The organism is Paenibacillus sp. Y301 (assembly GCF_059445505.1).
This window is the reverse complement of record NZ_JCAIUL010000005.1, coordinates 91,217-117,242: the sequence shown is the minus strand read 5'-3', so window position 1 is coordinate 117,242 and position 26,026 is coordinate 91,217. Positions and strand designations below refer to the sequence as shown.

The following is a 26,026-nucleotide window of genomic DNA, read 5'->3' as shown; positions in this document are numbered from 1 at the left end:
ATTTATACGACTCCACCAGGTATGGGTTGACCTTATTGCGAAGAGAGTACTTCAACACGCTCAGATACTGTAGGCGATTCCAGAGTATTCCCTTGTTGCAGTTGATATAACTGGAAGTATCGTCCGCCGATCTGCATGAGTTCGTCATGGCTACCTCGTTCGACAATCTCCCCACGATGCAGTACTAGAATTTGGTCTGCACTTCGGATGGTGGAGAGACGGTGTGCAATAATGAATGTCGTACGGCCTTTTTTGAGAACCTCTAGAGCGGATTGAATAAGACTTTCTGTCTCCGTATCAATGTTAGCCGTGGCCTCATCAAGAATGAGAATTGCTGGATCATAGGCTAGTGCGCGAGCAAACGATATAAGTTGACGTTGACCCGCGGATAATGTGCTACCTTTCTCAACGACAGGTTCGTCAAAACCTTTGGGCAAGTGAGCAAGAATACGTTCTGCACCTACATCACATAAAGCTTTCTCAATTTGTTCACGTGTTATTTTATCATCACCAAGACTGACGTTGGATGCCACAGTACCTGTGAAAAGGTAGGGGTCCTGTAAGACGATTCCCATGTGATGGCGTAACCACTGCTTAGGGATATCCGTCACTTCTTGACCATCAATGGTGATTGAACCTTTCTGTGGATCATAGAATCGGAACAATAAATTGATGATGGAGCTCTTACCTGAACCCGTGTGTCCCACTAGCGCAACCGTCTGACCTTGTTTAGCTTCAAAAGAGATTTTTTTCAGCACATAGTCCTTTTTGTACGCGAAAGACACATCTTTGAATTCCACGTTTCCCTTATAACGAGGCATTTGGCCATCGGTCACGTCTTCGCCGGGTTCATCCATTAATTCAAATACTCTTCCTGCAGATACCATGGAAGAATCAAGTGCGGCAAGTTGGTTCACCATACCGGTGATGGGCTGGAAGAGTCGACCAAGAACATCGACAAAGGCATAGAGTACACCAAGAGACACAGCCGTTGAACCATTGAGTGAACCAAATCCGAAATAAGCTAATAGTACAGCGAATGAAAAGCTACGAAGTACGTTAACCAAGTTATGTGTAGTCCAAGAGTTTAAGTTAAGCATCTTGTTCTGATACTTCATATAATCCTGATTTAAGGCTTCGAATTCATCCTTCGTTTGTTGCTGACGTCGAAAGACACGAATAATAGACATTCCTTGAATAGATTCATTAATGATGGCATTAATCTCGCTAAGGCGCGACCGTATAATCGTATTATATTTCGTTGCGAATTTGCGATATAGAATAATCCATACGATTAATATAGGTACAACGAACAGGCATACAAGTCCAAGTCGTACATCAAGAAGAAATAGTGCAACATATATCCCTGTAATATAGACGATCCCAGAACTGAAATTAGCAAGGACGGCTACGAATAAATCCTTTACGGCTTCTGTATCATTGGTAATTCTAGAGACTACTTTACCTGCAGGTAAGTTATCAAAGAAATGAACCGGCAGTCGTTGAATGTGAGCATAGACATCTGTTCGCAGCTTCTGAATGACTTTGTTAGCAGATGACTGCAGCCAATACGTTTTGCCGAATTCAGTGAAGATAGTGACTAGTAATAAGATGAGATACAATCCAACAAGCTTCATAATGCCTGGGATTTCTGGCTTGTAGAAATCGAATATTTGATCAACGGTTAATGTTTTGGCAGGATAAGTATTCTGTACAGATCCTTTTGTAATCGTCAATTGTCCATCGGCATATGTTCGTTTTCCTTCAATGGATTCGACTGCTTGATCAATGAAATAAAAGCTTTTCCCTTTTTGAAGAATACGTACTTCTTGACCTTTTATTTCGTTCTCAGTAAATCGATCGCCTCGTTTTAATAAACGATCTTCATAAGGTACTACACCAACGGATGTGGGTGAATCGGTCTCATAAAAGGGTTGCTCAATACCTAGCATATGGCTATCAATCATAGCCTTGGCTATAAATGGACCCCCAAGTTCAGCCGCTACACCAATACATAATGTAATAATCGCGGCAATGAACATTCCTTTAGCTGTTAATGCGTACTGGAATAAGCGCTTTCCTACGTTCAATTAGGACACCTCCTCAGTGGTAAGTTTGTTCTCCACTTGTTGTCGTTCATATTGTTCTAAATACCAACCTCCGTGAGCAATAAGCTCTTCGTGTGTACCTTCTTCAAGGATCATTCCTTCTTCCAGTACAACAATCCAATCCGCATGTTCTACGGCGGATAAACGGTGAGTAGAGATAAGTGTCGTTTTACCGGCACGTTTCAGTCGAATGTTCTCAATAATTCGAGCTTCTGTTCTTGCATCGACTGCAGATAAGGCATCATCCAGAATGAGGATTTCAGGATTTCCGATGAATGCTCTTGCTAATGCAACACGTTGCTTCTGACCACCTGATAGGGCAATACCCTTTTCACCAACAAGGGTGTCTAGTCCATCAGATAATGTAGTCAGGTCTTTATCAAATGCGGCGGTTGCTATAGCATCCATAATGACATCGTCATTCGCATCTCTTAATCCATACTGAATATTCTGACGAACCGTCTTAGAGAACAATATTTGTTCTTGCGGAACATATCCTATCCAACTATGGAGTTCATCCTTAGCGATCTGTTTAATCGAGATACCTGAGATGAGAAGATCTCCATCGCCCGTTGGATATTCGTGAAGAAGTTGCTTAAGTAGCGTAGATTTACCACTTCCGGTACGTCCAACTACACCGAGTGTCTGCCCCTTTTGAAGTGTTAATTGAATATTTTTCAGATTGTCAACGGTTGATGTAGGGTAACGGAATGTTACATCGCGAAGCTCGATACTTCGTGGATCAGCGACCGAAGTAGGTTGAGCGACATCTTGAATATCCGGCTGAACGTTTAATACTTCGTCTACACGATCCAGTGAAGCGCTACCGCGTTGCATAATATTAATGAGTTCTCCAATGGCGAACATAGGCCAGATCATCATCCCAAGGTACATGTTAAAAGATACGAGATCCCCAAGGGTGATTTGATTCTTAAATACAAGGTATATACCAAAGGTAAGTCCAATGATATAACTCAGTCCTACGCAAAGACGAATGGTGGGTTCGAAAAAGGCATCAACCTTAGCTACATTCATATTTTTGCGATATACATCATCTGTTATGGTCTTAAACCGTTGCTGGTCGGATCGTTCTTGAACATAGGCACGAATAACACGTACACCGGCAACGGACTCAAGCACTTGGTCATTCATATCACCAAAGGCGTCTTGTGCTAAGGAGTACCGTTCGTGAATGATCTTTCCATAAATCTTCATCGCGAGTGCGATAAATGGAAGGGGGATGATCGCTGCTAACGTTAATTTCCAGCTAATGATGAACCCCATGGCAAACAGAATACTGAGCAAGTAAATCGTTGAATCGGTCATAACTAAAATACCGAAGCCAGCCGTCGCAGCAACAGACCGAAGGTCATTGGTTGCTCTCGCCATTAGATCACCTGTGCGATTTCGCTCGAAGAATGGAGGTGTCATGCCAAGCAAATGATTCATATAGCGTGAACGAAGCAATCGCTCGATCAGGTTGGCACCTCCAAATAATCTGTGCATCCATATGTAAGTAATAATGTAAATTACAGCTAGAATGACAATGATGGATAAGATATAACGAATGAGTGAAGGACCCGTAATGGAGCCTGAAACAATATCATCAATCGCATTTCCCAGTAAACGTGGAGGTAACAATTCACCCATCCCACATAAGATGAGCATAATCATACCGACGATGTAACGCTTTTTTTCTTGACGGAAAAACCAACCTAGCTTTTTTAAAACTGAAAACAAAATAATCACTTCCTCTCACAAGTTGAACCTGCTAATGAACTCATTATCCATGACAACAACATGAAAAAAGACACACCATCCGTGAACGGACGATATGTCTTAGAAATGCTAACTTATCATGCGTACGGTTGTTGAGCAACCGCCGCTAAAATTGGATATTCAATTCAAAGATTCTAAGAAACGGTTTATCGTTACCTAGATTGAATCCATCAGCAGGGTTACTCCAGTATTCAGTTGTAGTTGTTGAGGTAGATATGGCATATTGTAATGAAACCCTCTAAACGCTGTATTGAACACTTTACTCACCCTTTCTTAACAAATTTTGTTAATCTCGTATGGCAGAATATTATCATCATGTGAATAAGATTGTCAATTGTTTTTTGTGGATGTTTCGTCGCTGTATGTATTTTTGGCGAAGGTTCAGGTATGATAGAAAGACACAAACAGGAATATATAGATGATGTGAAGGAGTTGAGATTCATGAATATTCGAATGAGTGCAGAAGCAGCTCGTTGGTATATAAGAGAACTAAATTTGAACAAAGGTGATGCAGTTCGTTTCTTTCCGCGTTACAGTTCCGGAGGAGGGCTACATCCAGGTTTCTCGCTAGGTATCTCTGTTGAGGGACATAGTCAAGATATCTTAGCCCAAGATGTTGAAGGAATTCGTTTCTTCTTAGAAGAGCAAGATTTGTGGTATCTTAAAGGATATGATCTGGTCGTTAATTATGTAGAAGTACAAGATGATATTGATTATGTTTATGAAGAAATTCAAGATTAATACGTAAGCCCTCTTAACAATATTTATAATGATTAGTCAATATACAAAAACTCCTTTCTGTAAGGAAAGGAGTTTTTGATTGTGTATATAACTTGGGTTGATACTAAACTAGAATCGTGATTATGGGAGATTCGTAGAGATGTTCTGCTCTATAGCGTACTGAAAATCATCCATTTCAAAGACTTGAATAGGCATACCGCCTTCAATAATTCGTTGAATGAAATCGATCTGATCCGTAAGAATTGGCATCTGTAATCGTTGAGCAATTAAGAGAAGTTCTGTTTCAATGGGATCGAAATCTTCTCCGTACACCTCGGTATCAACAGCATTAACGATTGTAAATACTATCGAATCCCCTAGAGGGATTGAAGCGCTTTTGGCCCATGGAATTTGTAAGGCACGCTCAATTTTTTTGCGATTAAGCGGCTCTTCAAGATACGTCGTTAAATGCTTCATTTGTTGTTTGACGTGTTGGTCTTGATCTAAATTACTCATGATAATTTCTGGAGTGCTCTGAAGTTCGTACAATTCAAGAATGCTTGTATAAGGAACAATATATTCAACGGGTACGGATGGCTGTAGCAACTCACCATAGATAGCGACCATGACCGCTTCTATAATTAATGGTCTGGGCATGGTATTCCTCCTGATTCTGACATGAAGTTATAAAACCATTATAGAAGGGAAAAGTCAACTTTTTAAGATCTTTTATTTTTTTAAAATGGATGCTGCCTTTGAAAAAGGACAGCATTGCCATTCTACTTGTCGGATGCAATGGACCTTAGAAATACATAATAGAAGTGACTGGGCAGCAGCCTTTGTGTTGTCCGATCGAAAGGGGAAGTGCAGGTATTGAAACACTGGAAAGCCTATTTTAAATTCATCAAGCCCTATATGAAATTAATAATTGTTACCCTAATTATTGGAATGGTGAAATTCACAATCCCTCTGACATTGCCAATGATTATGAAATATGTCGTAGATGATTTATTAATTGAAAACACATTAAGTCTTCAAGAAAAAATGTCGCAACTGATGCTTATTCTTGGGGGAACCCTAATTTTGTTTGTTGTCATTAGAGGACCGGTTGAATATTATCGTCAGTATTTCGCCCAACTCATCACGAATCGTATTTTATATGATATACGCAATAGATTGTATGCCCATTTACAAAGGTTATCCCTGAAATATTATCAGAATACAAAGGTTGGCGAAGCGATATCACGATTCATTAACGATGTGGAACAGACTAAGAATATTGTTGAAGTCGGAATGATGAATATTTGGTTAGACATGTTTACGCTGGTATTCGTATTAATCATCATTTTCTCTATGAATCCTATGTTAGCTCTGGTCGCAATTGCGATGCTTCCTCTGTACGCTATTGCAGTCAAGATTTTGTATAAAAGGTTAAAAAAACTAACAAAAGATCGATCGCAAGCATTAGCTGGGATTCAATCTTATTTACATGAACGAATTCAAGGAATATCTGTCATACGTAGTTTTACATTAGAAAAGTATGATCAGAATAAATTTGAAGGTACAAATGGTAATTTTCTTAATAAGGCATTGGCTCAGACACGGTGGAATGCGATCACATTTGCGATCATTAATACCATTACAGACATCTCACCGATTCTGGTCATCGGGTATGGAGGTTATCAAGTCATTCATGGCAATCTATCAATTGGTACCTTTGTTGCATTCTTTGCCTATTTAGACCGTTTATATGCTCCATTAAGACGATTAATTAATTCATCGACGGTATTAACTCAGGCGTCAGCGTCTATGGAAAGAGTAATGGAATTGATGGATGAACCTTATGATATTGTGGATGCTCCAAATGCCAAGGTATTAGAGGGTCATGCTAAACAAATTACGTTTGATCATGTATGGTTTAAGTATAATGAGCAGAATGATTGGATACTACAAGATATCAACTTAGATATTAGAGCAGGAGAGACCGTCGCCTTCGTCGGTATGAGTGGGGGTGGGAAATCCTCATTGATCAGTCTTATTCCCCGATTCTATGACATTCAAAAGGGTAGCATATTGGTGAATGGCATGGATGTTCGAGATATAACGCAAGAAAGTTTACGTGGTAAGGTAGGAATGGTACTTCAAGATAACTTTTTGTTTAGTGGATCTGTGAAAGAGAATATTCTATTAGGTAATCCAGATGCGGATGATGAGGCTGTCATATCTGCAGCTATTGCAGCCAATGCGCATGAGTTTATTACGAACTTACCTAAGGGTTATGACACAGAGGTTGGAGAACGTGGGGTTAAATTATCAGGGGGTCAGAAACAACGCTTGGCTATTGCACGTGTGTTCCTGAAGGATCCCGATATTCTTGTATTGGATGAAGCGACCTCAGCGTTGGATTTGGAGTCTGAACATTTGATTCAGCAGTCCTTGCAGTCACTATCATCGAACCGTACAACGCTTATTGTGGCACATCGATTGTCCACCATTACTCACGCAGATACTATAGTTGTTCTAGAGAATGGAAGTATTACCGAACGGGGTACGCATCATGACTTAATGGAATTGGACGGAAGTTATGCACGATTGTACAATGTTCAGCATTTAGAAAGTTAATGGTTCTCTTATTCGATATCGTTAAAAGAAAAAAGGGAGTGTCCACAGCCGATTTTAACGGCTTCTGGTACACTCCCTTTTCTTAAAAATATAAGAATTTATAAGTATTTCTGCTTATACATAGGATTATATTTCAACGCTAAACGTTTCATCGCCGCTAAAGGACAGCGAAGCCGTTTATGCTTGTACAGATGAATCCTTCTAGGATTTGCCGATCAATAGAGATAGGATGCCTGCAGCAATAAGCGGCCCGACGGGAACACCACGAAAGAGGGCGACTCCGAGTACGGTCCCAACGAGCAACCCTGCAACGATGGTGGGGTTACTGCCCATCAGTGTCGCACCTCGTCCGCCCAAATAGGCTACTAACATCCCTATTCCTACAGCGAGTAATGATTGCCAATGTAGGAAGGAACTTGAAATGGTGGAAAGGCTCATACTACCACTAGCAAGAGGAGACATGACACCTATGGTCAGGATGATAATTCCAACGGTTAATCCATACTTCTCTAACCATGGAAATACTTGCGTGAAGCGGGTAACCCGCAACAACAGAAGTACGATCATAGCAATAGTGACAGGTGAATTGTTACCTATGATGCCTAGACCAGCCATACCTAAAAGGATAAGTGATGTGATATCCATGAACGGATCAGCTCCTTTATTCTAATGCTGTGCACTTTGGATATGTTCAGCAATCAGACGTCCGTGGACACGACCTGTTTCAATAAATACTTCATTGGCATTACTGCCTGACGCGATAACACCTGCCACATAAAGTCCAGGAACGGAGCTTTCCATGGTATCAGGGTTAAAGACTGGTTTCTCCATATCTCCGCCTAGTTGGACGCCAGAGGATGCGAGTAATTGTCGATCAGGATGAAATCCAGTCAGCGCAAGAACAAAATCATTATCTACGATGGATTCCTCTCCATCGTTCGTCGTTACGATAACAGCATCTTCTCTAATCTCAGTCACTCTGGAATCTAAATGAAGGGTAACATTTCCTTTGGTAACCATATTCTCAAATACAGGGCGAACCCATGGTTTGATATTATTAGATACCGTCTTACCACGGTAGACAATGGTCACCTCAGCGCCTACGCGGACCAGTTCCATAGCTGCATCAATAGCCGAATTGCTTCCACCGATGATGGCCACTTTCGTGCCCGTATAAGGATGTGCTTCACGGAAGTAGTGAGTTACTTTAGGTAAATCTTCACCAGGAATACCAATATAATTAGGATGATCGAAATAGCCTGTTGCAATGACGACATATTTGGCATCATGATGTAGTTCCTGGCCACGTCTATCTTTGGTATGAACGGTAAATAACCCGTTCTCATGGCGTTCAATAGAGACGGCTTCTTCATACGAAGTAATGTTCAGATTGTAATGGGCAGCAACTTTACGATAATAGGAAAGTGCCTCATGACGGAAAGGTTTATCGTTAGGTGTCGCAAAAGGAATATCCCCTATTTCTAGTAGCTCCGCTGTGCTGAAGAACTGCATATATGTAGGGTATAGATATATGGAACGTACAATATGGTGCTTTTCAATAATGTGTGTGGATAGCCCACGACGATTACATTCTATAGCAGCTGAAAGTCCACAGGGACCAGCTCCAATAATGATGACATCTTGCATGATGAACCTCCTTAGTTGATACTGAGCTATGTTACTCAAACATTATAATTCTACCGCAAATAGGTGTTGAATGCCAGAAATGTAGGAGAAATAACAGCACAAGGTCAATGTATGCCTTGGATTCTCGAATTTAGTTAACGTAATAAAGGTTCTACATATAATATGTTATGCTTAAAGAGGGTTTATGCGAAAGCGAGAAGATTTAATGGATATGATCTGAATAGGGAGCGATTTACTTGGATATAAAAGCAATTATTTTTGATCTAGATAATACACTAATGGACCGTGATATGACGTTTCATAAATACACAGAACAATTTTTAAATGAACATTTAGGACACTTAGACCAGCAAGTACAAGATGAGATTATTGCAGATTTGAAGATTAGAGATGCAGATGGATATCGGGATAAGCAATCATTTTTTGAGGAAATGGTTGATTGTCTACCTTGGAAGGATCCCCTCACAGCACATGAGATAGAAGCTTATTACAACAAACACTATATGACTCACGCAAGTAAAATGAAGTATGTAGAAGAGACGATAGCCCACTGTCAACGTCGTGGTTATCTGTTAGCTATTATGACTAATGGTCCGCATGACATTCAATATGAGAAGATGAGTCTATTACAATTAGGAGAACAGTTCCATACGGTGATCGTGTCCGAAGATACAGGGATGAGCAAACCGGATCCGAGGATCTATGAATTAGCCTTAGATCGGATGGGCGTAGCAGCTGAGAATACAATCTTTATTGGGGATCACCCAAGGAATGATATTTGGGGAGCGTATCAAGTGGGTATTCGTGGTATATGGTTACGTCGGAACCATAATTGGGACGAGTCATGGGGGTTCAAACCTTGGAGAACGATTGATCAATTAAACGAATTAATGGACATTATATAACGTAATACATGGATACTTGACAAGAGTATTCGTCAGCGCTTATTATTTCAATATATAACAGGAAAGGGAGATGATGACAATGGCCTATATTTATAACGAACAATCCAACAAACAAAATATGGCTTATTGGACGGTCTCCATTACAACGGGTAATATTAGAAGTTGAAGATAATGATTATACACTTGTAATCATATTTCAGATTCATTCTAAACCGTGGGGACCGTTATGGTTCCTGCGGTTTTTTGATGTGTCATGAGAAGAAGAGAACGAATACCTGATCTAAGATAGGTGTGATCTCTTTCATCTAGTTGCCGCCGGGAGAAAATTCCGGTGGCTTTTTTTATATGCTCGTAACAACGATCAATCAATAATGCTATACAAAATTAGGAGGAAACGAACGATGGATTTAAACATGTTAGGTTGGAATGAATATTGGGAAAAACAATGGATTACAATAGGTATAAAGGATGTTACTCTGGCACGTATCGTAGGTGACTTCGGACATACTGGAAGGTGAGGAGAGAGTTATTATACACGGTATATTAGATAGAAAGACGTGTATCTCCCGCCAAGCTGCTGGATTTGTGACCCATGAACAGATTATAGCCGCTAATGTGGATACATTGTTTCTGGTATGTGCCCTAAACGACGACTTCAATGTCAGAAGGATTGAGAGATATCTCATCATGGCATGGAATAGTGGGGTGAATCCTGTTATTCTGCTCAGCAAGGCGGATTTGTGCCAGGATGTGGATGAACGATTACGTCTATTACAAGAAGCAGCTATCGGCGTCCCCGTACATGTTGTAAGTGCACTTGAGAATCAGGGATTTGAAGACTTAACCCCTTACCTTACACAGGGTGCTACGGTCGCATTAACAGGATCCTCTGGTTGTGGTAAATCTACCCTTATTAATTGGCTGTCGGGTGAAACTTTGCAACGTACACAGGAAGTACGAGAAGGTGATAGTAGAGGACGCCACACGACGACGCATAGAGAATTGTTTATACTCCCACAAGGCGCTGTCATGATTGACACACCTGGGATGAGAGAACTGAAGTTATGGGAAGATGAGGGTGGAGTATCCCTAACATTTGCGGATATTGAAGAGATAGGAGCAACCTGTAGATTCACGGATTGTCGTCATGAAAAAGAAGCAGGATGCGCTGTTCTAAAAGCTGTAGCAAATGGTGAGATCGGAGAGAAACGACTAATGAATTATCGGAAAACACTTCGTGAACTCAAATTTCAAGCACAAAAGGAAGCAAAATCTCGAAATAAGGTGAATATTAGAGTCACCAAATCATATGAGACGCGTCGGAGAGGTTCTGATTGGTTAAGGAATGCGGAAGATTAAAAATAAATAAGACCCTCACCAATGATGGATATATCCGTCATTGGTGAGGGTCTTATCTTATGAAATGAATATTAGAAACTTAGTGCTGCTTCAGAAGCTTGTTTCAAACCCGTTTCAACAATACTTGCTGCTTGATCTGGAGATTGGTTGTGTCCTTCGATAATGATAGTAGTAAGATCTTGTACTCCGTATAGATTCATATTGTTTCTAACGAAATTAACGGCCATTTCAGCACTAGCTGCTGGACCTTCAGAGTAAACGCCACCACTTGCGTTAAGTAGTGCCACTTTTTTGTCGGTAACGAGACCAACAACACCATTGGCTGTATATTTGAAGGTTTTACCTGCTTGGCTCAAATAATCAATATACGTATGAAGTACAGCAGGAACAGTCATATTCCACAATGGGAAAGCAAATACGACTTTGTCTGACTCCAGGAACTGAGTTAAATATTTAGAAACGGTTGCAGCTGCTTGTTGTTCTTCTGGAGTTGCTTCAATACCTTGAGCTTCTTTATAGATACCTGTAATGATCGTATTATCATAGTAAGGCAGGTTCTCTGCAAATAGATCAAGTTCTACGATTTCATCGTTAGGGTGAGATTCTTTGTAGCTATCCAAGAAAGTATGATACAACTTTACACTTACGGATTGTTCGATAGGACGATTATTTGCTTTTACGAATAAGACGTTTGCCATGATGTATAAATCCCCTTTTCACTATACAATTATTACTTGCTATAAATAGTATAGTACAACAGGTGAATAGTATTTGTCAAAGTTTTTGATTATTTGTCGAATCTTCTGGTTAATAATGAAGATTATTCAGATTTGTTTGCGGTAACCTTGATATTACCAGAGTTCGTACGAACCTTAATCAAGTCATTAGATTCTCTTAAAGATTCAGGTGAATGAACACTACCTGATTTAGTAATTAGATCGAAGGAACCCTTGAAGTTAGGATCAGGAGTTACAGTTACATTACCAGATTTAGAAGACAGTTCTAAAGAAGATGGACCTTTCTGTACTAATTTAATGTTGCCTGATTGCGCGCTGAAATTTCCGATACCGGAATAATTAATGAATTTGGTATTACCTGATCTAACAGAAGCTGTTGTATCACTTTGAATATCAGTTCCGGTCAAGTTCCCTGAATGTAAGTCAATTTTAAGTTGCTTAGCGATAATAGATTGAAGTGTCAAATTACCCGAGCTTGCTGTAAGATCAACGTTCTGTGCAGTCAGATTAGAGACTGTGCCATTACTTGAATTGAAATCGACGTTAACATCTGTAAGTGGATTCTCCTTAGGTAAAGAAACAGTCAAGTGCACTTTATGGGATCTAAACGATACACTGATGAAATGAATCGAATCATCAATCATATTGATTTCTAATTTTCCATTCTCAAGGCGGATCTGTTCCAGTTGCTCAATCGTATTATCATCAAGTGCAGCTTGTATCTCAATGGATTGTGTTCCATCGCTGCTATGAATAAATTCTATATCCGTATCGTATTCGCTATTTATAACGAGATGACTTAATGTACCGGTTTCAAAATTCCACTTCTGATGATACTCGGTAAGATCATCACCAAAGTTGAATTTATTAGATGACATCCCGATAACTCCTATTATAATAAGAATTAACCCGCCTAGAGCAAGGCGAAGTGTGTTCTTCTTCATGAATAACGGCCCCCTTTAGAAATTGTGCTATTCCAATGAATAAATGTTTTCGTTACGAATTTTAATCCTCTAAAAGTAAACATAACGGCTATCCATAACCATAGTCCCACACCCATACCCACAATCGTAGCAAATAACTTAGATATAGAGAACTCATGATTAATTAGGTATTCAGGAATGAGGAGGAGAGGGCTAACTAGAGCAGCTAATGATCCAACACATAACCCTAACCATCCAGACCACAGACCAATGAATAGAGGTATGATCATAATATTGATGAAGATTAATCCAATATACACAAAAATATTACGTGTGACAGATACAGGCTTTTTCGTAGTCATTGTATTGATATAAGGGTCCTGTATCGTAAAGCTATCACCGAGAATTTCTTTGACGAGTTCAAATGGATCTCCTAGTTCATGTGCTATTTGTTCTTCCGTTTTCCCACTCTGCATACCATCGCTGAAATGGGTCTCATAATCCGCTATTAATTCTTTCCTTTCTTCATCTTTCATAGGAGTTAGATGGTTGTGTAATATAAATAGAAATTGTTTCTTATTCATGCTCAGTTCCTTCCTTAATCAAATGGGATAACAAGAATCCTTTATCATTTATGATTAGTACTATTTCTAGAGTAGTACTGATCAATAACTACTAGCTAATGAGTAAATTATATTATGGAGTGCTGATTAAAGCAATATATGGAAGCAAATAATGGTAAATATTCAATCCATATCTATGTCATATAAAAAGGAGTGATAAGGCATGTCAACAAATCGATATATACACATTATTACAACTATTTAAGATTAGAATTTATAAAGCTCAGAAGGAAGAAGAGTCGTATTTCAGGAAAAATCAACAATAGATTGGGGTAAATGAAGGATGATAGAGGGTAACTTGAACTCAAGACATTAAAAAGGACACCTCCTAGTTCAATGGAATTGTCCTTTTTAACGTCTTCACTGCTATATTATTCTAATAAAGAGATAACGCCAATGTGTCATCCTCGCTCTTACTGTGTAAAATAGCTTCTGATCCGACGATTTCGATGCTTATGAGAGAGTCCAAACATTTTTTTAATGCTCGTTTTCCATTTTGAATTTTTAGATCAAGAGTGGAGCTTAGGAGTCTTAATGTCTTTTGAACAGGTTGCTTGTTTTCTGTACTAAAATACACGGGCACTAACTTGTTTTGAAAGTTAATTAACATGGTCATTGAAATCACCCCATTCCTTTCATAAACCTATTGTAGTAATTCTTTCTTAAAATTAGCTTAAAAATAGATTATAAATAGTTAAGAATTCTAAAATAGTACTAGATTTAGTCTAAGTTGTGAACGAAATGGCCATTAAGAAGTGTATGTACCCTCATTTATATACCCTGATTTTGTTGGAATGTAACAGTTTTTATGTAAACATATCGCGCAAATTGACTGGCTTTTAGATGAATGTTACATTTAAACAAGAAAGCTCACCCCACATATATTTGTTCACTTTTCCATTTTGCTTTGAAAATGATGCCTAGAAGGCTTTTTTTTGATTCTGAGTCAATAATTGCAGCTTATGTTTAGCTATGGTTGTGTTATTGATAATGATTAAATGGCTTTGGGCTATTTCGAATGCATATCTTTGAAGGAGTAGATTTGCTGTGCGAAGGTTTCTATAAGGAGCGTTGAGATTTAAATATAACAATATTATGTGCTATATATTGATAATCGTCATGATGCGAATGACCTAAGTCACTCTATTAATATGCATCCTGTAAGGCCTCTTTTTCATAGAATCTATGACGATGTTTGATGGTAACCTCTTTTGTAAGGGGACATGATTACTATGTAATAAGAGTGTTTACTAGGAAAAAAGCCGCAATTCCATATAAAGCGAAATGGTCTAAGTAAAATATAAATTTACAATTTGCTCCCAATGGCATGTTGTAGTTTGTAGGAAGGAGGGTCATAATGTTCTCGATTCATACTTCTAAGCGAGATTCAATTATACTTGATAATAAAGAGTTTTTCTTCTTAGCAGGGATTATTGGTTCAGACCATTTACTTGGTGTGGAAAATCCTTATCAAGGATATGTTGCTGAAGAATTAGCTGAAGAATGGAAAAAAGCTCAGATATCTCTATTGGACAAGGGTTATTTAATTAAGGATGAGAATGAAAATAAGTTCTCTATACCACCCATTGTTTTTTCACGGGTAGCTATTGCATGTTTGGCAGAACGGACTTGTTGGTTCAAGTACAGTGATGGTAAGAATACCAAGGAAATTTATCTTCATGTAACGAATGAACGACTTGTTCAAGTATGTAATGATCATGATCATGATCATCATAGAAAATACTATAAATTGGATGATTGTGGGGATATTGGAGAGGCGTGTCATAAAATAATAGATAAATTTGATATGTTAGATGATTTACAGTCTGATATGCCTGCCTTAATGTTCTCACAACAACAGTTTAATGAAATTTACGAGCAATCTCAAAGTTCTGACGTGGACGTATTAATCCAAAAGCTTGCAGAAGCATCCGATGATATTGAAGGTTCGAGTCTATTAGCACAGTGTCTAAGACATCGTTCTGCTGAAGGTGAATTTCATTTATCCATCTGGACTGGGGAAGAATGGGAAACACAGCAATTAGCATTCCTAATGAATGATTCTATCAATTGGCTGATTCGCCAAAGTGTTGAATCTGACCAGGATTGGTTGATTGCTAGTCCTATGAGCAGGAAGGATTTTCAGGATACGTTACTTAAGTGGTTACAACAGTCTTCACAATCTGATCTGGGGTGATAAGCCATGTGTATATCCATTCAACCGGATGGTCTCGGCGCAAATACAGGATTGTTGAATGATGTTCTAATTATTCAGAATGGGTCCTATTCGTAATTCTTCTATTCTGTTTAGATTTGATCATGAAGACAAAGTGAGTTCTAATCCTCTATTGACTATGCTAACGTTTGCTGGGTGTCATGAGGGATGTCTTCTAACCGATGTGGTGAAGGATCATATACTCGCTGTAGACGGGCAATACTACTTATGGCTACAGCCTCACATCCGAAACCTTGGAGGTTTGTGGATTCTAAATTTGCTTTAGAACACATCTCATCTGATTGAAGATGATGTAGATGTCCTTGGACCTAACGTATTGTGATTGATTTCTTTCTTTTAAACATAATAGATTAATGGTTAGGTTTGATGAGTTATATTGATAGAAAGATTCTTTATTATGCATACAATTACGGCGATCTCGTCGATAAGGGGGTAGGACGTAAGAATGATCACAAACCCTGAAATGGTGGAATTGTTTCGTTACATAAGTTCACAGGATAAGGATCAAAACATTTCATCGTATCCAGGTTTACTTACATGTCGGTATGGTTATGGAAGGGCAAGGAAGACAGCCATCCAAGGGGAATTCGGGCATGATTTCATAGGTATACATATGAAAGGTGATATTTGCAATTTTGTTATATGTAATGGAATAGAACAGAGCAATCAAGAGGGATTGGCTGCACGTTATTTAGGGAATACGTTATTAGATTGGCTAGATTCGACGGATGACTGGTCTTCCAAGGGCTTTATATCGTATATGGAATATATCCCCGTTATGGTCATGAAAGAGTTGTATCACCCCACTAATCCATTGAGGATGGTTGAGGGAGAACAACAACAGTTGGATAGTAGTACGATGTACATATGTGGTCGAATAGAATTACCCACGGTCTCACAACCTACAGGGAGAATATGGATGGGTTGGCAAGGGGATACCCGTCTAAGGTACTGGCGAAATGATCTTGAAGTAAGTCAGTACTTTAAGGGTACGATGCTTAAGGAAGACCGGTGGTCAATGTCTGAAGGACCTTTGGGTGGGCAGCCCCACGTTTATCAAAGCCGACTAGAGTATGGTATGCCGATGAGACTTCAGTTGTATACCGACGGACTTCATGATTTAGATCCAATTCATGAGCGACTACCTGATGAGCAAATCCAGATTTTATTTGATGCACCACACACGGGTGGACTAATAGAAGAGGCAGCTTTCTTAGAATTTGAATGGTAAACAAAATTGAAGATATGATTTTTAAGAGTCGTACGTTCTTTCATTAAGGAAAGAGGTACGGCTTTTTGTGATGTTGTCTGCACCAAAAAAAATTCTTCATACAAGTGATTAAGTAACCCATAGTTTGGGGTAATCTGAGTTACAAGTACATTAAAAGGAGAGGTCAATATGAGCCAGGAACAAATAAACTCGAATCGTTTCGAAGGACAGACAGCTATTGTAACAGGTGCAGGTTCCGGTATAGGGAAAGCAACTGCGATTAAATTGGCTCAGCAAGGCGCAAGTGTGGCCTTATTCGATCTTCTTAACGATCGTACATCAGATACGGAAGTAGAAATCAATCGTATTCGGGAGGGCGCTGCAAGAGCATTCGATGTTGATACTTCTGATGCTGCTCGCGTAGAGAAGGCGGTCCTTGAGACAGTTGAATTATTCGGGAGTGTCGATATTGTTTTCGCTAATGCAGGAATTAATGGGGTTCTCTCACCGATTGAAGAGATGAAATTTGAGGATTGGCAGCAGACGTTAAACGTTAATTTAAACGGGACTTTTTTAACACTTAAATATACGATTCCTCATCTCAAGAAAAATGGAGGGAGTGTTATCATCACTAGCTCTATTAATGGTAACCGTACATTCTCAAGTTTTGGGATGTCCGCTTATAGTACTTCCAAGGCAGGTCAAGTAGCATTCACCAAAATGGCAGCATTAGAGCTTGCACGGTATAAGATTCGTGTGAATGCGATCTGTCCAGGTTCCATCTCAACGAACATTGATCAGAGCACAGAAAAGACGGATAAACTAAAGGATATTATTATCCCCGTGCAATTTCCAGAGGGAAGTCAGCCGTTAGCAGATGGTCCTGGAGATCCAGAACAAGTGGCTGATTTGGTCAGTTTTCTAGCCTCCAAAGAAGCATGTCATATCACGGGAGCACAGATTATTATTGATGGTGCAGAATCGTTATTGTGCTAATCTTCATATGTTCAAAAGGGGATGTCCCAAAAGTCATGAAAATGACTGACTAGGGTCATCCCTTTTTTTGTGTGTAGGCATTCTGAGAGAACGCTCCACGAATGGATTCTACTTTCTTTTTACATAGGTATCTATAGATATTGGATGGTCCTTCGCTATATAATAGGCAAGACTCATCATTAAGGAATCCGCTAAGGCTTTCATTTGGAGAAGATATAAATGCATGAATTACCTATAAATAAGATATTACCCCAGCTAAAAGAACATTTAAGTCAAAGCTCTGCAGCGGTTCTTATTGCAGAACCAGGCGCAGGGAAGACAACCTGTGTGCCATTAGCATTGCTCAGTGTACCTTGGCTTAAGGGTAAAAAGATAATGATGCTTGAGCCACGAAGATTGGCAGCACGTTCAGCCGCCCATTTCATGGCATCTCAACTCGGAGAGCGAGTAGGAGAGAGCGTTGGCTATCGTGTAAGAATGGATAGTAAAGTCGGGAAATCAACACGGATTGAGGTAGTAACGGAAGGGATTTTAACACGGATGTTGCAGCATGATCAGGAATTATCAGATGTAGGCATTCTCATCTTTGATGAATTTCACGAACGGAATATACAGGGGGATCTTGGTCTGGCACTAGCTTTGGAATCACAAGCCATGCTGAGAGAAGATTTACGTATTCTAATCATGTCAGCGACGATGGATGCAGCTCCGGTCGCATCTTTGCTTCACGATGCCCCTATCATTCATTGTGTAGGGCGCCAATTCTCAGTAGATACAGTCTATGTTCCTAATCCAGCTCATGTCCCGATGGAGAAGGCCATGTCATCTGTTATTAGACAAGCTTTGAGCAGTCACGAAGGGAATATTCTAGCTTTTCTACCCGGCGTAGGAGAGATTCGAAAGGTAAAGCGGGAACTAGAAGTGCTGTCATTACCTGATCAAACGGTAGTAAGGACACTATATGGGCAGTTAACGTTATCTGAACAGACAGAAGCGATCCGAATGGAACCTGATGGACGTCGCAAAATCGTGCTGGCTACCTCTATTGCTGAGACAAGCTTAACAATGGAGGGTGTACGTATTGTAGTCGATAGCGGTCTGATGAGAACGCAAGTCTTATCCTCAAGAAGTGGTATGGCTCATTTAACGACGGTTAAAGTGTCTAAGGCATCCGCAGATCAACGAAGAGGCAGGGCAGGACGTACGGATTCGGGGTATTGTTATAGGTTGTGGAGCCAGCAAGAGCATGATGCCCTTCAGAGTACGCACACACCTGAGATTCTGATGAGTGATCTCTCATCATTAGCGCTAGAGATTGCTGCATGGGGAGTACAAGATCCGAAGGAATTACGTTGGATGGATACACCATCTGATATGGCGTTTGGGCAAGCTGTTGATCTATTACAAAAGCTCGGTGCCTTGGATCAGAGTGGGCGTATAACTTCTCATGGCCAGCAAATGGCTAATGTGGGAATGCATCCACGATTGGCCCATATGATTCTGAAGGGTATTCCCCTTGGCTTGGGTGAATTAGCATGTAGACTTGCAGCGTTTCTACAGGAGCGAGATATTTTCAAAGGGAGTAGAGCCTCCAATGATTGCGATATTTCTACTAGAATGGAGCAATTGATGCTATGGGAGAATCAAGGAATGCCAAACGTGGATGATCCGACACTAGATGTGGCGGCCATGCATCGCATTATTCAGGAGACACGTAAATTACAGACGAGTGTGAACATCGTAGATGGTTCTACTGAACAACAGATAAATATGTGTGGTGTTCTCTTGTCATTTGCCTATCCAGATCGCATTGGGCAAGCACGAGGTGATGGAAGATTTCTGTTGTCAAGTGGACGTGGAGTAGAGATGTCTGTGCTTCAGCCTCTGAGTCGATCAGCATTTATCGTGGCGGCCATGGTCGATGATCGTGGAACGGAAGGCAGATTACTCCTGGCGGCTTCACTAACGGAAACTTCATTGTTTCAGTATCAAGAGGAAGTTATTCAAGAAAAAGATATGATCTTATGGGATCATGATTTAATGGGTGTTAAGGCTCGACGTAGATGGTTATTAGGTGCCATACTACTCCAAGAAAAAATCATTCCTAAGCCACCAGAGGAAGTCGTTGCTGATGCTTTACTTGAAGGAGTAAGGCAGGAAGGTTTGCAACTATTGCCATGGAATAAAGCATCCACCCAATTACGACAACGTCTTCAATTTATGCATTCCATCACACCAACGGATTGGCCAAGTATGACCGATGAAGCGCTGCTAGCAACAATGAAGGATTGGCTATTGATTTCTACTTATGGCATGAAGAATAGGAGCGATCTTCAACGCCTTCCATTGACAACTATCATCGAACAGAATCTTCTAACCTGGGATCAACGAAGGGATTTAGATAACAAAGCTCCAACTCATATGACAGTTCCAAGTGGATCTCGTATTCCAATTGATTATAGTGATTCTGATCAGCCGAAGGTTGCTGTGAAGCTGCAGGAAATGTTCGGCTTGCAAGATACGCCTCGCATTGGAGGCGGAAGGGTACCTATCACACTCCACTTATTATCACCCGCTCAACGCCCAGTACAGGTGACGTCAGATCTAGCCAGTTTCTGGGGAGGAGCTTACTTCGAGGTAAAGAAGGATCTTAAAGGGCGGTATCCTAAGCATTATTGGCCAGATAAACCATTAGAGGCGACTCCTACGCATCGAGTAAGACCCCAGAAGTAGCTAGAGGTTTAAGGAAGATATCGCAGGGATATCTCAATTCAATATAGAAGTTAATCACATCGAATAATGGATCTGTTTACTTTAGTAGAGATGGGGGTAAGTATAGAATGAGTCACTATTACCCAGTATCTTGAAGGAGGATTTAATAATGGATAAGAAAATTGTTGGTGTGTTTGATACAGAACAAGAAGCTTCTAGAGCCATTGAAAATTTGAAAAGTCAAGGGATTGGGATTGACCACATCTCAGTAATTACAAAAGATAGAGAAGATTTAAGACATATATCGGAAGACACCGGAACGAAGGCTCCTGAAGGCGTGGCTGCGGGTGCTGCAACAGGAGGGGTACTTGGAGGTGTAGCTGGACTTCTTGCAGGTATAGGAGCATTGGCGATCCCTGGCATTGGGCCGATTCTAGCTGCAGGTCCTATTGCTGCTACGTTAACTGGATTAGCAGTGGGTGCGGGAGCAGGTGGATTAGTTGGAGGATTAGTGGGCCTAGGTATTCCTGAAGATGAGGCTAGTGAATATGAGTCCTATGTTAATAATGGGAAGATTCTAGTGCTTGTAGATGCGGAAGGACCTGGAACGGATGTATATAACGTATTCCGTGAAGGTCGTTCACTTAATGCCAATCGCTATGATTCTCAATTAAATGATCGAGTAAGTACACCACCATATAAACCATATGTGTAATAGATCGTTTTGAAAAAGTGAAATCATATAATTTAAGCTAATGCTAGCCCATGGAAGATTCTTAAAGGTAGAATGATGGCGGTATCTCATTCTCAAGAATCAACTGTGGGCTAGAGCTATTTATTTTTAACATCAGTGAGTAAGATAAAAATATATACTTATTAAAAGTATATTAGAGCATCTAATTTATCTCGAAAGCTGAAGGAGTTATTGAAATGTCGATTGATATGAGTAAAAGTGATATGAACGATCTAACATTCAGTATCATAGAAGAGGAAGACATTGAAGCGTTAACCGTAATTATGACTAGGGCATTTGATGAGGATGCTCGGATTCATCTCGGAGAAGGTCGGACGGATGGTCCAAAAGGATATAATAATGGTGAACTTCTAAGAAAATTGGCCCTTAACTCATCGAGTGAAGCGTTTAAAATTCGATTACACGGAGAACTTATTGGGGCATATATCATATGTCTTAATGATAATGGGGATAATTACCTAGATAATATATTTATCGATTCATCTGTTCAGAATATGGGGGTAGGAGGACTAATCTGGGGAGCCATTGAAAGAAGGTATCCTCATACTAAGAAGTGGATGGCAGAAACTCCAGGTTTCTCTAAGAGAAATCATAACTATTACATCAATAAATGTGGATTCCATCTCGTAGAGATTCTGGATCAAGGTGATGTGGAGAATGAAAGATATGTCTTACATAAAGATATGAGTAGTGTTAAATCGTTATAAATAGGAGAGTTTAATGGCACATAAAGAAAGAATTACTGAAATAGAACTGTTGCGTGGAATGGCCTTTCTAGCTGTGGCATTACAGCATAGTGTTGCCCATTATTCGGTTGTCCAAGGAATTGGGCTTCAAGATGGTGTTCTTATGACATTATGGATCATGATGGCTAAGTTTGCGGTACCCGTATTTATTTTTATTACTGGGATGGTATTGTTCTACAACTACGAAGGTCATTTTAACTATTTGACATTCTTGAAAAAAAGACTGAGTGATATTATCGTTCCATACATCTTCTGGTCTTTGATCTATTTTTCACTCAACTACGGTTGGACAGAAGGATTCATTCAGCAAGGTTGGAAATGGATACTGATGTTGTTTACGGGGAAGACAAGTTATCATCTGTGGTACGTCGTTATGATCTTTCAATTCTATTTGTTATTTCCAGTATTTCGTTATTTGATTTTAAAAGTGAGAACTATGATTCGACCGAGGGCATATGTAGGCATCCTTCTTTGTTTAGGGCTGGTATTTATATGGCTTACGGATAATATTTTTACAATGGGTGATCTCATGGCTAACTTTCAGATCCCTGTGATTACAGCTATGTTTACAAAATATGTGGATCGTAATTTCTTGTTTTTCTTCTTTTATTTCGTTCTAGGCGCTTGCGCTGGACTTCGCCCAGATCTATGGAGAGAATGGATTCGTAAAGGGAAAAAGCTCTATGTAAGCTGCTTTATCCTCTTTTTCGGGTACTATACATATATCGTCGTAGAGAGCTTCCAAACAGCGAATGGACTTGCGATTACCTTTAACGCCGTGAATTTATTAAGACCTCTAATCGTCATCTTTTTAGTGAGTTCCATTTGTGTATTCTATCACTTGGCGATGAAGATGAATGAGCGTGGCGGAATACGAAGTAATCAATTGCTACTGTCCATAGGAAAATATTCCTACGGAGCTTACTTAGCCCATGCGCTCATGTTAAGAGTAAGTTATCGATTCGATGCTGCGTTATTTGCTCACTGGCCAGTTATTGTTAGAACATTCATGTCTTATGTCATTTGTGTATTGTTCTCTTATCTTGTGATGTTGTTGGTATCAAGGGTTCCTTTTGGCAAATGGGTAGGAGGAGTGCCTCTTAGAAACAAAAAGAAGGTACAGACCTCATTGAAATAAATAAAGTAAAGCAAAATCATATAAAACATATAAAGAGACTGATTCCCAATTTCCGTTAGATGGAGATTTGAATCGGTCCTTTTGTGTAACTAATTAGGTGAATAACACAACATATGAATAATTCATAATAATAAAATGGAAAAGTGTTCCTAGTTGCTATTTCTATTCTCTCAACATCAACGTTGTTATACTCATTGGAATGCATGTTCAATTGGATAATCCATGAATAAATCATATTGTGCAATTTGGAAAATAGTTGTTTATAATGAGATTGTATTGGTTAATGAAGGAAATAAGAAAGGGGAACTTATCCATGGCATTCATGATTGCCCAGCGAGCATTTATCAAAGTATACCTGATCACGATGGTTGAACAGAAACGAGTATATGGTTACCAAATGCTAGAGGAAATGCGAAAAGAGTTTAGTAACTATGGTTATTCTCCACCACAAAGTGAAATTTACCGTGCGCTCCATGAATTAGTACAAGAAGGGGTATTATACCGAACGAAGCAGTTGAAGGGAAATGACCCACGGGTTGATTTTCAAGAGATTGTATTGTATCACTTTACTGACGATGGTGCAGAGAAAGCAGAGTTGTATAAGAAACAGGTCAAGATGGATCTGGATCGTTGCCTTGGGATACTAAATAAAGCAGCAAACGATAACTATTAATGTGTTGTAGGGGAGGGTGAGATCAACATGAACAGAAAACTTCGTTGGGGCATTCTAAGCACATCTAGTATTGCACGATCTGCTGTTATGCCTGGCATTCATCAATCTGAACGTGGAGAGATCATCGCTATTGCTAGCAGAGATGCGGATAAAGCAGCTGACGTCGCTGTAGAATTTAATATTCAACGTTCTTATGGAACCTATGAAGAGTTACTAGCCGATGAGGATGTTGATGCGGTCTATATTCCCTTGCCTAATCATTTACATAAAGAATGGACGATCGCTGCAGCCAAAGCCGGAAAACACATATTATGTGAGAAGCCAGTGGCCTTAAACGCGCATGAAGCTGCTGAAATGGTGGATGTATGTCAACGTGAAGGAGTGATCTTCGCTGAAGCGTTCATGTATCGATATCATCCCAAACATGCAAGAGTCAAAGAGATTATTGCAAGTGGCGAAATTGGGGAGATTAGAGCGCTACATGCTAACTTTACTTGTAATCATTCAGATGATCTTCAGAATGTTCGATACAAGAAGTCCATGGGCGGAGGTTCCATTTATGATGTGGGATGTTACCCCATTTCGATGGCACGCATGATCTTAGGGCAAGAACCTACAGCTGCAACTGTACATGCCTTCTTCTCACCAGAACACGATGATGTCGATATGATGGCAAGTGGAATGTTGGAATTCCCGGGTTCTATCGCTTTGACTTTTGATTGTGGATTATGGGCGTTCTCGCGTTGCTATTATGAAGTCTTGGGTACCGAAGGTAGCATTGAACTTCCTAATGCTTTTGGTTGGGAGAGAACGAATGAACCTCCTCAGATTCTAGTACATACAAGTGAAGGAACTCGGGAAGAGAGAGGTGGGGTAATGAATTCATTTACCTTAGAGGCTGATGCATTTGCAGATGCTGTCCTTGATGACATTCCTCTACCTTATTCTCCAGCTGATGCAGTGAACAATATGAAAGTGATTGATGCCTGCTTACATTCAGCAAGAACCTCACTAAGAGTGAAATTGTAATTTAACTGAACAAGTTGTAAAATATATAAAGCCCCGATTCCAGATTGTTTCTGGAATACGGGGTTTTCATAAGTTGCATTCATAAGTTACATTCCTTCTTGATAATCCTTCACATCTCCTTTAGATGCCATAGCGGGTGAATTAGAAGTTCCATACTCTTCAACATGTTCCCAAACATCAGCGTCATCGAATTTACCTTTATTATGCTGGCGTTTCTCTCCTGCACCGGATGGAGGAGGGGTTATTACTTCTTCTTCGATTGGACGATCCTCGGAGTTGTTTTGTCTAGGAGTGTGCTCGACACAGTACATGGTATATGGTAATGATGTTCTTCCAAAAAGAAAGGACAGTTTCTACTTGAACGTGAAAATGATATATAATTTAAAAGGTGCCATTATAATTACACATTCAAACACAACTTAGATAGTATAATCATAGGGGGTATTCTCATTGGATGAGCATATGCAACGCAGACTAGACAAACAAAAGAAACTTTTTAGTCAATTAGGAATTCATTTGGATGCTCTTTCAATACATGAAAAAGTGTTCAGTAATAAACTTAGAGGGTATGATCCTGATGAAGTGGACTCCTTTCTAGACGAAGTGATTAAAGATTATGAACGATTCTATGCTACGATTGCTGACTTAATGGATAAATGGCAGGAACAGCAAATCGTGATGCGTGAGTTAAAAGCCGGAATCAAACCAGAGCCTGTTATGACACACACTATAGATCCTAAGCAATTAGATGACGTAATAATAAATTTGGAACATAATATTAAGCAATTAAAACTCAAGATCCGACCTGAACAGGATTTCTTTATTGATTAAACTGGATGTCTTTTTATTAGTTTAAGAAGCCAGTTGGGTTTAAATAGGTAAATATAGTTATTTGCTTTAACAGGAAGATTTCCCGTTAATGTAACTCGGTAACTCGGGAACGCAGCCAGCGTTCCAATGGTCCACTATCATCAAAAGGGCTTCGTTATAACCTTGTGAGAGAAGGGCTTTTTAGCTATATGTATTTTAAAGTATGGATGTTTGATCCTATTCTGCTATGATGGGATGAATCGGGCTATATCTAGACTCTAGTCCGTGATTGGAATTCG

24 protein-coding genes are annotated in these 26,026 nt (G+C 39.7%); 14 read left to right on the top strand and 10 right to left on the bottom strand.

The genetic code is table 11. The annotated features are described in order from the left end of the window. Positions 1 to 32 precede the first annotated feature (32 nt). Positions 33 to 2,042, bottom strand: a complete 2,010-nt coding sequence (locus tag AC1D69_RS10830; protein ID WP_495456383.1) for an ABC transporter ATP-binding protein — start codon at positions 2,040 to 2,042, stop codon at positions 33 to 35. Between the two features lie 48 nt (positions 2,043 to 2,090). After that, a complete protein-coding gene (locus AC1D69_RS10825; RefSeq protein WP_495456175.1) occupies positions 2,091 to 3,848 on the bottom strand; it encodes an ABC transporter ATP-binding protein in 1,758 nt (585 codons plus the stop codon). A gap of 480 nt (positions 3,849 to 4,328) precedes the next feature. On the opposite strand from AC1D69_RS10825, the gene AC1D69_RS10820 reads away from it, so the two are divergent. After that, positions 4,329 to 4,628 (top strand): HesB/YadR/YfhF family protein, encoded by a 300-nt coding sequence (locus AC1D69_RS10820; RefSeq protein WP_495456174.1) that lies wholly within the window; start codon positions 4,329 to 4,331, stop codon positions 4,626 to 4,628. Positions 4,629 to 4,748: 120 nt separating this feature from the next. On the opposite strand, the gene AC1D69_RS10815 is transcribed toward AC1D69_RS10820, so the two are convergent. Continuing rightward, a complete protein-coding gene (locus AC1D69_RS10815; RefSeq protein WP_495456173.1) occupies positions 4,749 to 5,264 on the bottom strand; it encodes an ADP-heptose synthase in 516 nt (171 codons plus the stop codon). Positions 5,265 to 5,480: 216 nt separating this feature from the next. On the opposite strand from AC1D69_RS10815, the gene AC1D69_RS10810 reads away from it, so the two are divergent. Continuing rightward, entirely contained in the window at positions 5,481 to 7,229 is a 1,749-nt protein-coding gene (locus AC1D69_RS10810) for an ABC transporter ATP-binding protein (protein ID WP_495456172.1), read from the top strand. A 201-nt stretch (positions 7,230 to 7,430) separates the two neighbouring features. On the opposite strand, the gene AC1D69_RS10805 is transcribed toward AC1D69_RS10810, so the two are convergent. After that, positions 7,431 to 7,874, bottom strand: coding sequence for a DUF441 domain-containing protein (locus AC1D69_RS10805; RefSeq protein ID WP_495456171.1), 444 nt, complete (start codon positions 7,872 to 7,874; stop codon positions 7,431 to 7,433). A gap of 21 nt (positions 7,875 to 7,895) precedes the next feature. Next, a complete protein-coding gene (locus tag AC1D69_RS10800) occupies positions 7,896 to 8,906 on the bottom strand; it encodes a YpdA family putative bacillithiol disulfide reductase (RefSeq protein WP_495456382.1) in 1,011 nt (336 codons plus the stop codon). A 206-nt stretch (positions 8,907 to 9,112) separates the two neighbouring features. Here AC1D69_RS10800 and AC1D69_RS10795 point away from each other — a divergent pair, with 206 nt between their 5' ends. Both AC1D69_RS10795 and rsgA read left to right on the top strand, forming a co-directional pair. After that, positions 9,113 to 9,781, top strand: a complete 669-nt coding sequence (locus tag AC1D69_RS10795) for an HAD family hydrolase (RefSeq protein WP_495456170.1) — start codon at positions 9,113 to 9,115, stop codon at positions 9,779 to 9,781. Between the two features lie 492 nt (positions 9,782 to 10,273). Beyond that, entirely contained in the window at positions 10,274 to 11,140 is an 867-nt protein-coding gene (gene rsgA, locus AC1D69_RS10790) for a ribosome small subunit-dependent GTPase A (RefSeq protein ID WP_495456169.1), read from the top strand. 71 nt (positions 11,141 to 11,211) lie between these two features. Here the strand turns inward: rsgA and AC1D69_RS10785 are convergent, their stop codons facing one another. From AC1D69_RS10785 to AC1D69_RS10770, 4 genes are all read right to left on the bottom strand, one after another. Beyond that, positions 11,212 to 11,838, bottom strand: coding sequence for an FMN-dependent NADH-azoreductase (locus AC1D69_RS10785; RefSeq protein WP_495456168.1), 627 nt, complete (start codon positions 11,836 to 11,838; stop codon positions 11,212 to 11,214). A 122-nt stretch (positions 11,839 to 11,960) separates the two neighbouring features. Further along, positions 11,961 to 12,821 carry a DUF4097 family beta strand repeat-containing protein gene (locus tag AC1D69_RS10780; protein WP_495456167.1) on the bottom strand — a complete coding sequence of 287 codons (861 nt, stop codon included), beginning with the start codon at positions 12,819 to 12,821 and terminating at the stop codon, positions 11,961 to 11,963. Continuing rightward, positions 12,818 to 13,384, bottom strand: a complete 567-nt coding sequence (locus AC1D69_RS10775; protein WP_495456166.1) for a DUF1700 domain-containing protein — start codon at positions 13,382 to 13,384, stop codon at positions 12,818 to 12,820. Before AC1D69_RS10775 ends, AC1D69_RS10780 begins: the two co-directional genes overlap by 4 nt. 415 nt (positions 13,385 to 13,799) lie before the next feature. Next, on the bottom strand, positions 13,800 to 14,039 hold the full coding sequence (locus AC1D69_RS10770; RefSeq protein ID WP_495456165.1) for a hypothetical protein: 240 nt from the start codon (positions 14,037 to 14,039) through the stop codon (positions 13,800 to 13,802). A 741-nt stretch (positions 14,040 to 14,780) separates the two neighbouring features. Between AC1D69_RS10770 and AC1D69_RS10765 the strand changes: the two genes are divergently transcribed. From AC1D69_RS10765 to AC1D69_RS10725, 9 genes are all read left to right on the top strand, one after another. Then, positions 14,781 to 15,620: a hypothetical protein gene (locus tag AC1D69_RS10765; RefSeq protein ID WP_495456164.1), complete on the top strand. Its 840-nt coding sequence runs from the start codon at positions 14,781 to 14,783 to the stop codon at positions 15,618 to 15,620. 484 nt (positions 15,621 to 16,104) lie between these two features. Beyond that, a complete protein-coding gene (locus tag AC1D69_RS10760) occupies positions 16,105 to 16,890 on the top strand; it encodes a hypothetical protein (RefSeq protein ID WP_495456163.1) in 786 nt (261 codons plus the stop codon). Positions 16,891 to 17,058: 168 nt separating this feature from the next. Continuing rightward, the gene (locus AC1D69_RS10755; RefSeq protein ID WP_495456162.1) at positions 17,059 to 17,865 is read left to right on the top strand and encodes an SDR family oxidoreductase; all 807 of its coding nucleotides are present in this window, start codon (positions 17,059 to 17,061) and stop codon (positions 17,863 to 17,865) included. Between the two features lie 219 nt (positions 17,866 to 18,084). Next, complete coding sequence (gene hrpB / locus AC1D69_RS10750) at positions 18,085 to 20,598, top strand: ATP-dependent helicase HrpB (RefSeq protein ID WP_495456161.1); 2,514 nt, start codon at positions 18,085 to 18,087, stop codon at positions 20,596 to 20,598. A 148-nt stretch (positions 20,599 to 20,746) separates the two neighbouring features. Next, the gene (locus AC1D69_RS10745; RefSeq protein ID WP_495456160.1) at positions 20,747 to 21,292 is read left to right on the top strand and encodes a general stress protein; all 546 of its coding nucleotides are present in this window, start codon (positions 20,747 to 20,749) and stop codon (positions 21,290 to 21,292) included. 215 nt (positions 21,293 to 21,507) lie between these two features. Further along, complete coding sequence (locus AC1D69_RS10740) at positions 21,508 to 22,038, top strand: GNAT family N-acetyltransferase (RefSeq protein ID WP_495456159.1); 531 nt, start codon at positions 21,508 to 21,510, stop codon at positions 22,036 to 22,038. A 13-nt stretch (positions 22,039 to 22,051) separates the two neighbouring features. Then, positions 22,052 to 23,215, top strand: coding sequence for an acyltransferase (locus tag AC1D69_RS10735; protein WP_495456158.1), 1,164 nt, complete (start codon positions 22,052 to 22,054; stop codon positions 23,213 to 23,215). Between the two features lie 313 nt (positions 23,216 to 23,528). Then, a complete protein-coding gene (locus tag AC1D69_RS10730) occupies positions 23,529 to 23,888 on the top strand; it encodes a replication termination protein (protein WP_495456157.1) in 360 nt (119 codons plus the stop codon). 27 nt (positions 23,889 to 23,915) lie between these two features. Continuing rightward, on the top strand, positions 23,916 to 24,917 hold the full coding sequence (locus tag AC1D69_RS10725) for a Gfo/Idh/MocA family protein (RefSeq protein ID WP_495456156.1): 1,002 nt from the start codon (positions 23,916 to 23,918) through the stop codon (positions 24,915 to 24,917). A gap of 86 nt (positions 24,918 to 25,003) precedes the next feature. On the opposite strand, the gene AC1D69_RS10720 is transcribed toward AC1D69_RS10725, so the two are convergent. Continuing rightward, positions 25,004 to 25,228: a hypothetical protein gene (locus AC1D69_RS10720; RefSeq protein ID WP_495456155.1), complete on the bottom strand. Its 225-nt coding sequence runs from the start codon at positions 25,226 to 25,228 to the stop codon at positions 25,004 to 25,006. A gap of 139 nt (positions 25,229 to 25,367) precedes the next feature. Here AC1D69_RS10720 and AC1D69_RS10715 point away from each other — a divergent pair, with 139 nt between their 5' ends. Beyond that, positions 25,368 to 25,748 carry a DivIVA domain-containing protein gene (locus tag AC1D69_RS10715; RefSeq protein ID WP_495456154.1) on the top strand — a complete coding sequence of 127 codons (381 nt, stop codon included), beginning with the start codon at positions 25,368 to 25,370 and terminating at the stop codon, positions 25,746 to 25,748. Positions 25,749 to 26,026 lie beyond the last annotated feature (278 nt).

What these genes read in the sequence shown, in the direction of transcription:
- AC1D69_RS10830 (WP_495456383.1), bottom strand. Translation starts at nt 2,042, where the DNA reads ATGTTCATTGCCGCGATTATTACATTATGTATTGGTGTAGCGGCTGAA.
- AC1D69_RS10820 (WP_495456174.1), top strand. Translation starts at nt 4,329, where the DNA reads ATGAATATTCGAATGAGTGCAGAAGCAGCTCGTTGGTATATAAGAGAA.
- AC1D69_RS10815 (WP_495456173.1), bottom strand. Translation starts at nt 5,264, where the DNA reads ATGCCCAGACCATTAATTATAGAAGCGGTCATGGTCGCTATCTATGGT.
- AC1D69_RS10805 (WP_495456171.1), bottom strand. Translation starts at nt 7,874, where the DNA reads ATGGATATCACATCACTTATCCTTTTAGGTATGGCTGGTCTAGGCATC.
- AC1D69_RS10785 (WP_495456168.1), bottom strand. Translation starts at nt 11,838, where the DNA reads ATGGCAAACGTCTTATTCGTAAAAGCAAATAATCGTCCTATCGAACAA.
- AC1D69_RS10780 (WP_495456167.1), bottom strand. Translation starts at nt 12,821, where the DNA reads ATGAAGAAGAACACACTTCGCCTTGCTCTAGGCGGGTTAATTCTTATT.
- AC1D69_RS10775 (WP_495456166.1), bottom strand. Translation starts at nt 13,384, where the DNA reads ATGAATAAGAAACAATTTCTATTTATATTACACAACCATCTAACTCCT.
- AC1D69_RS10770 (WP_495456165.1), bottom strand. Translation starts at nt 14,039, where the DNA reads ATGACCATGTTAATTAACTTTCAAAACAAGTTAGTGCCCGTGTATTTT.
- AC1D69_RS10765 (WP_495456164.1), top strand. Translation starts at nt 14,781, where the DNA reads ATGTTCTCGATTCATACTTCTAAGCGAGATTCAATTATACTTGATAAT.
- AC1D69_RS10760 (WP_495456163.1), top strand. Translation starts at nt 16,105, where the DNA reads ATGATCACAAACCCTGAAATGGTGGAATTGTTTCGTTACATAAGTTCA.
- AC1D69_RS10755 (WP_495456162.1), top strand. Translation starts at nt 17,059, where the DNA reads ATGAGCCAGGAACAAATAAACTCGAATCGTTTCGAAGGACAGACAGCT.
- hrpB (WP_495456161.1), top strand. Translation starts at nt 18,085, where the DNA reads ATGCATGAATTACCTATAAATAAGATATTACCCCAGCTAAAAGAACAT.
- AC1D69_RS10745 (WP_495456160.1), top strand. Translation starts at nt 20,747, where the DNA reads ATGGATAAGAAAATTGTTGGTGTGTTTGATACAGAACAAGAAGCTTCT.
- AC1D69_RS10740 (WP_495456159.1), top strand. Translation starts at nt 21,508, where the DNA reads ATGTCGATTGATATGAGTAAAAGTGATATGAACGATCTAACATTCAGT.
- AC1D69_RS10735 (WP_495456158.1), top strand. Translation starts at nt 22,052, where the DNA reads ATGGCACATAAAGAAAGAATTACTGAAATAGAACTGTTGCGTGGAATG.
- AC1D69_RS10730 (WP_495456157.1), top strand. Translation starts at nt 23,529, where the DNA reads ATGGCATTCATGATTGCCCAGCGAGCATTTATCAAAGTATACCTGATC.
- AC1D69_RS10725 (WP_495456156.1), top strand. Translation starts at nt 23,916, where the DNA reads ATGAACAGAAAACTTCGTTGGGGCATTCTAAGCACATCTAGTATTGCA.
- AC1D69_RS10720 (WP_495456155.1), bottom strand. Translation starts at nt 25,228, where the DNA reads ATGTACTGTGTCGAGCACACTCCTAGACAAAACAACTCCGAGGATCGT.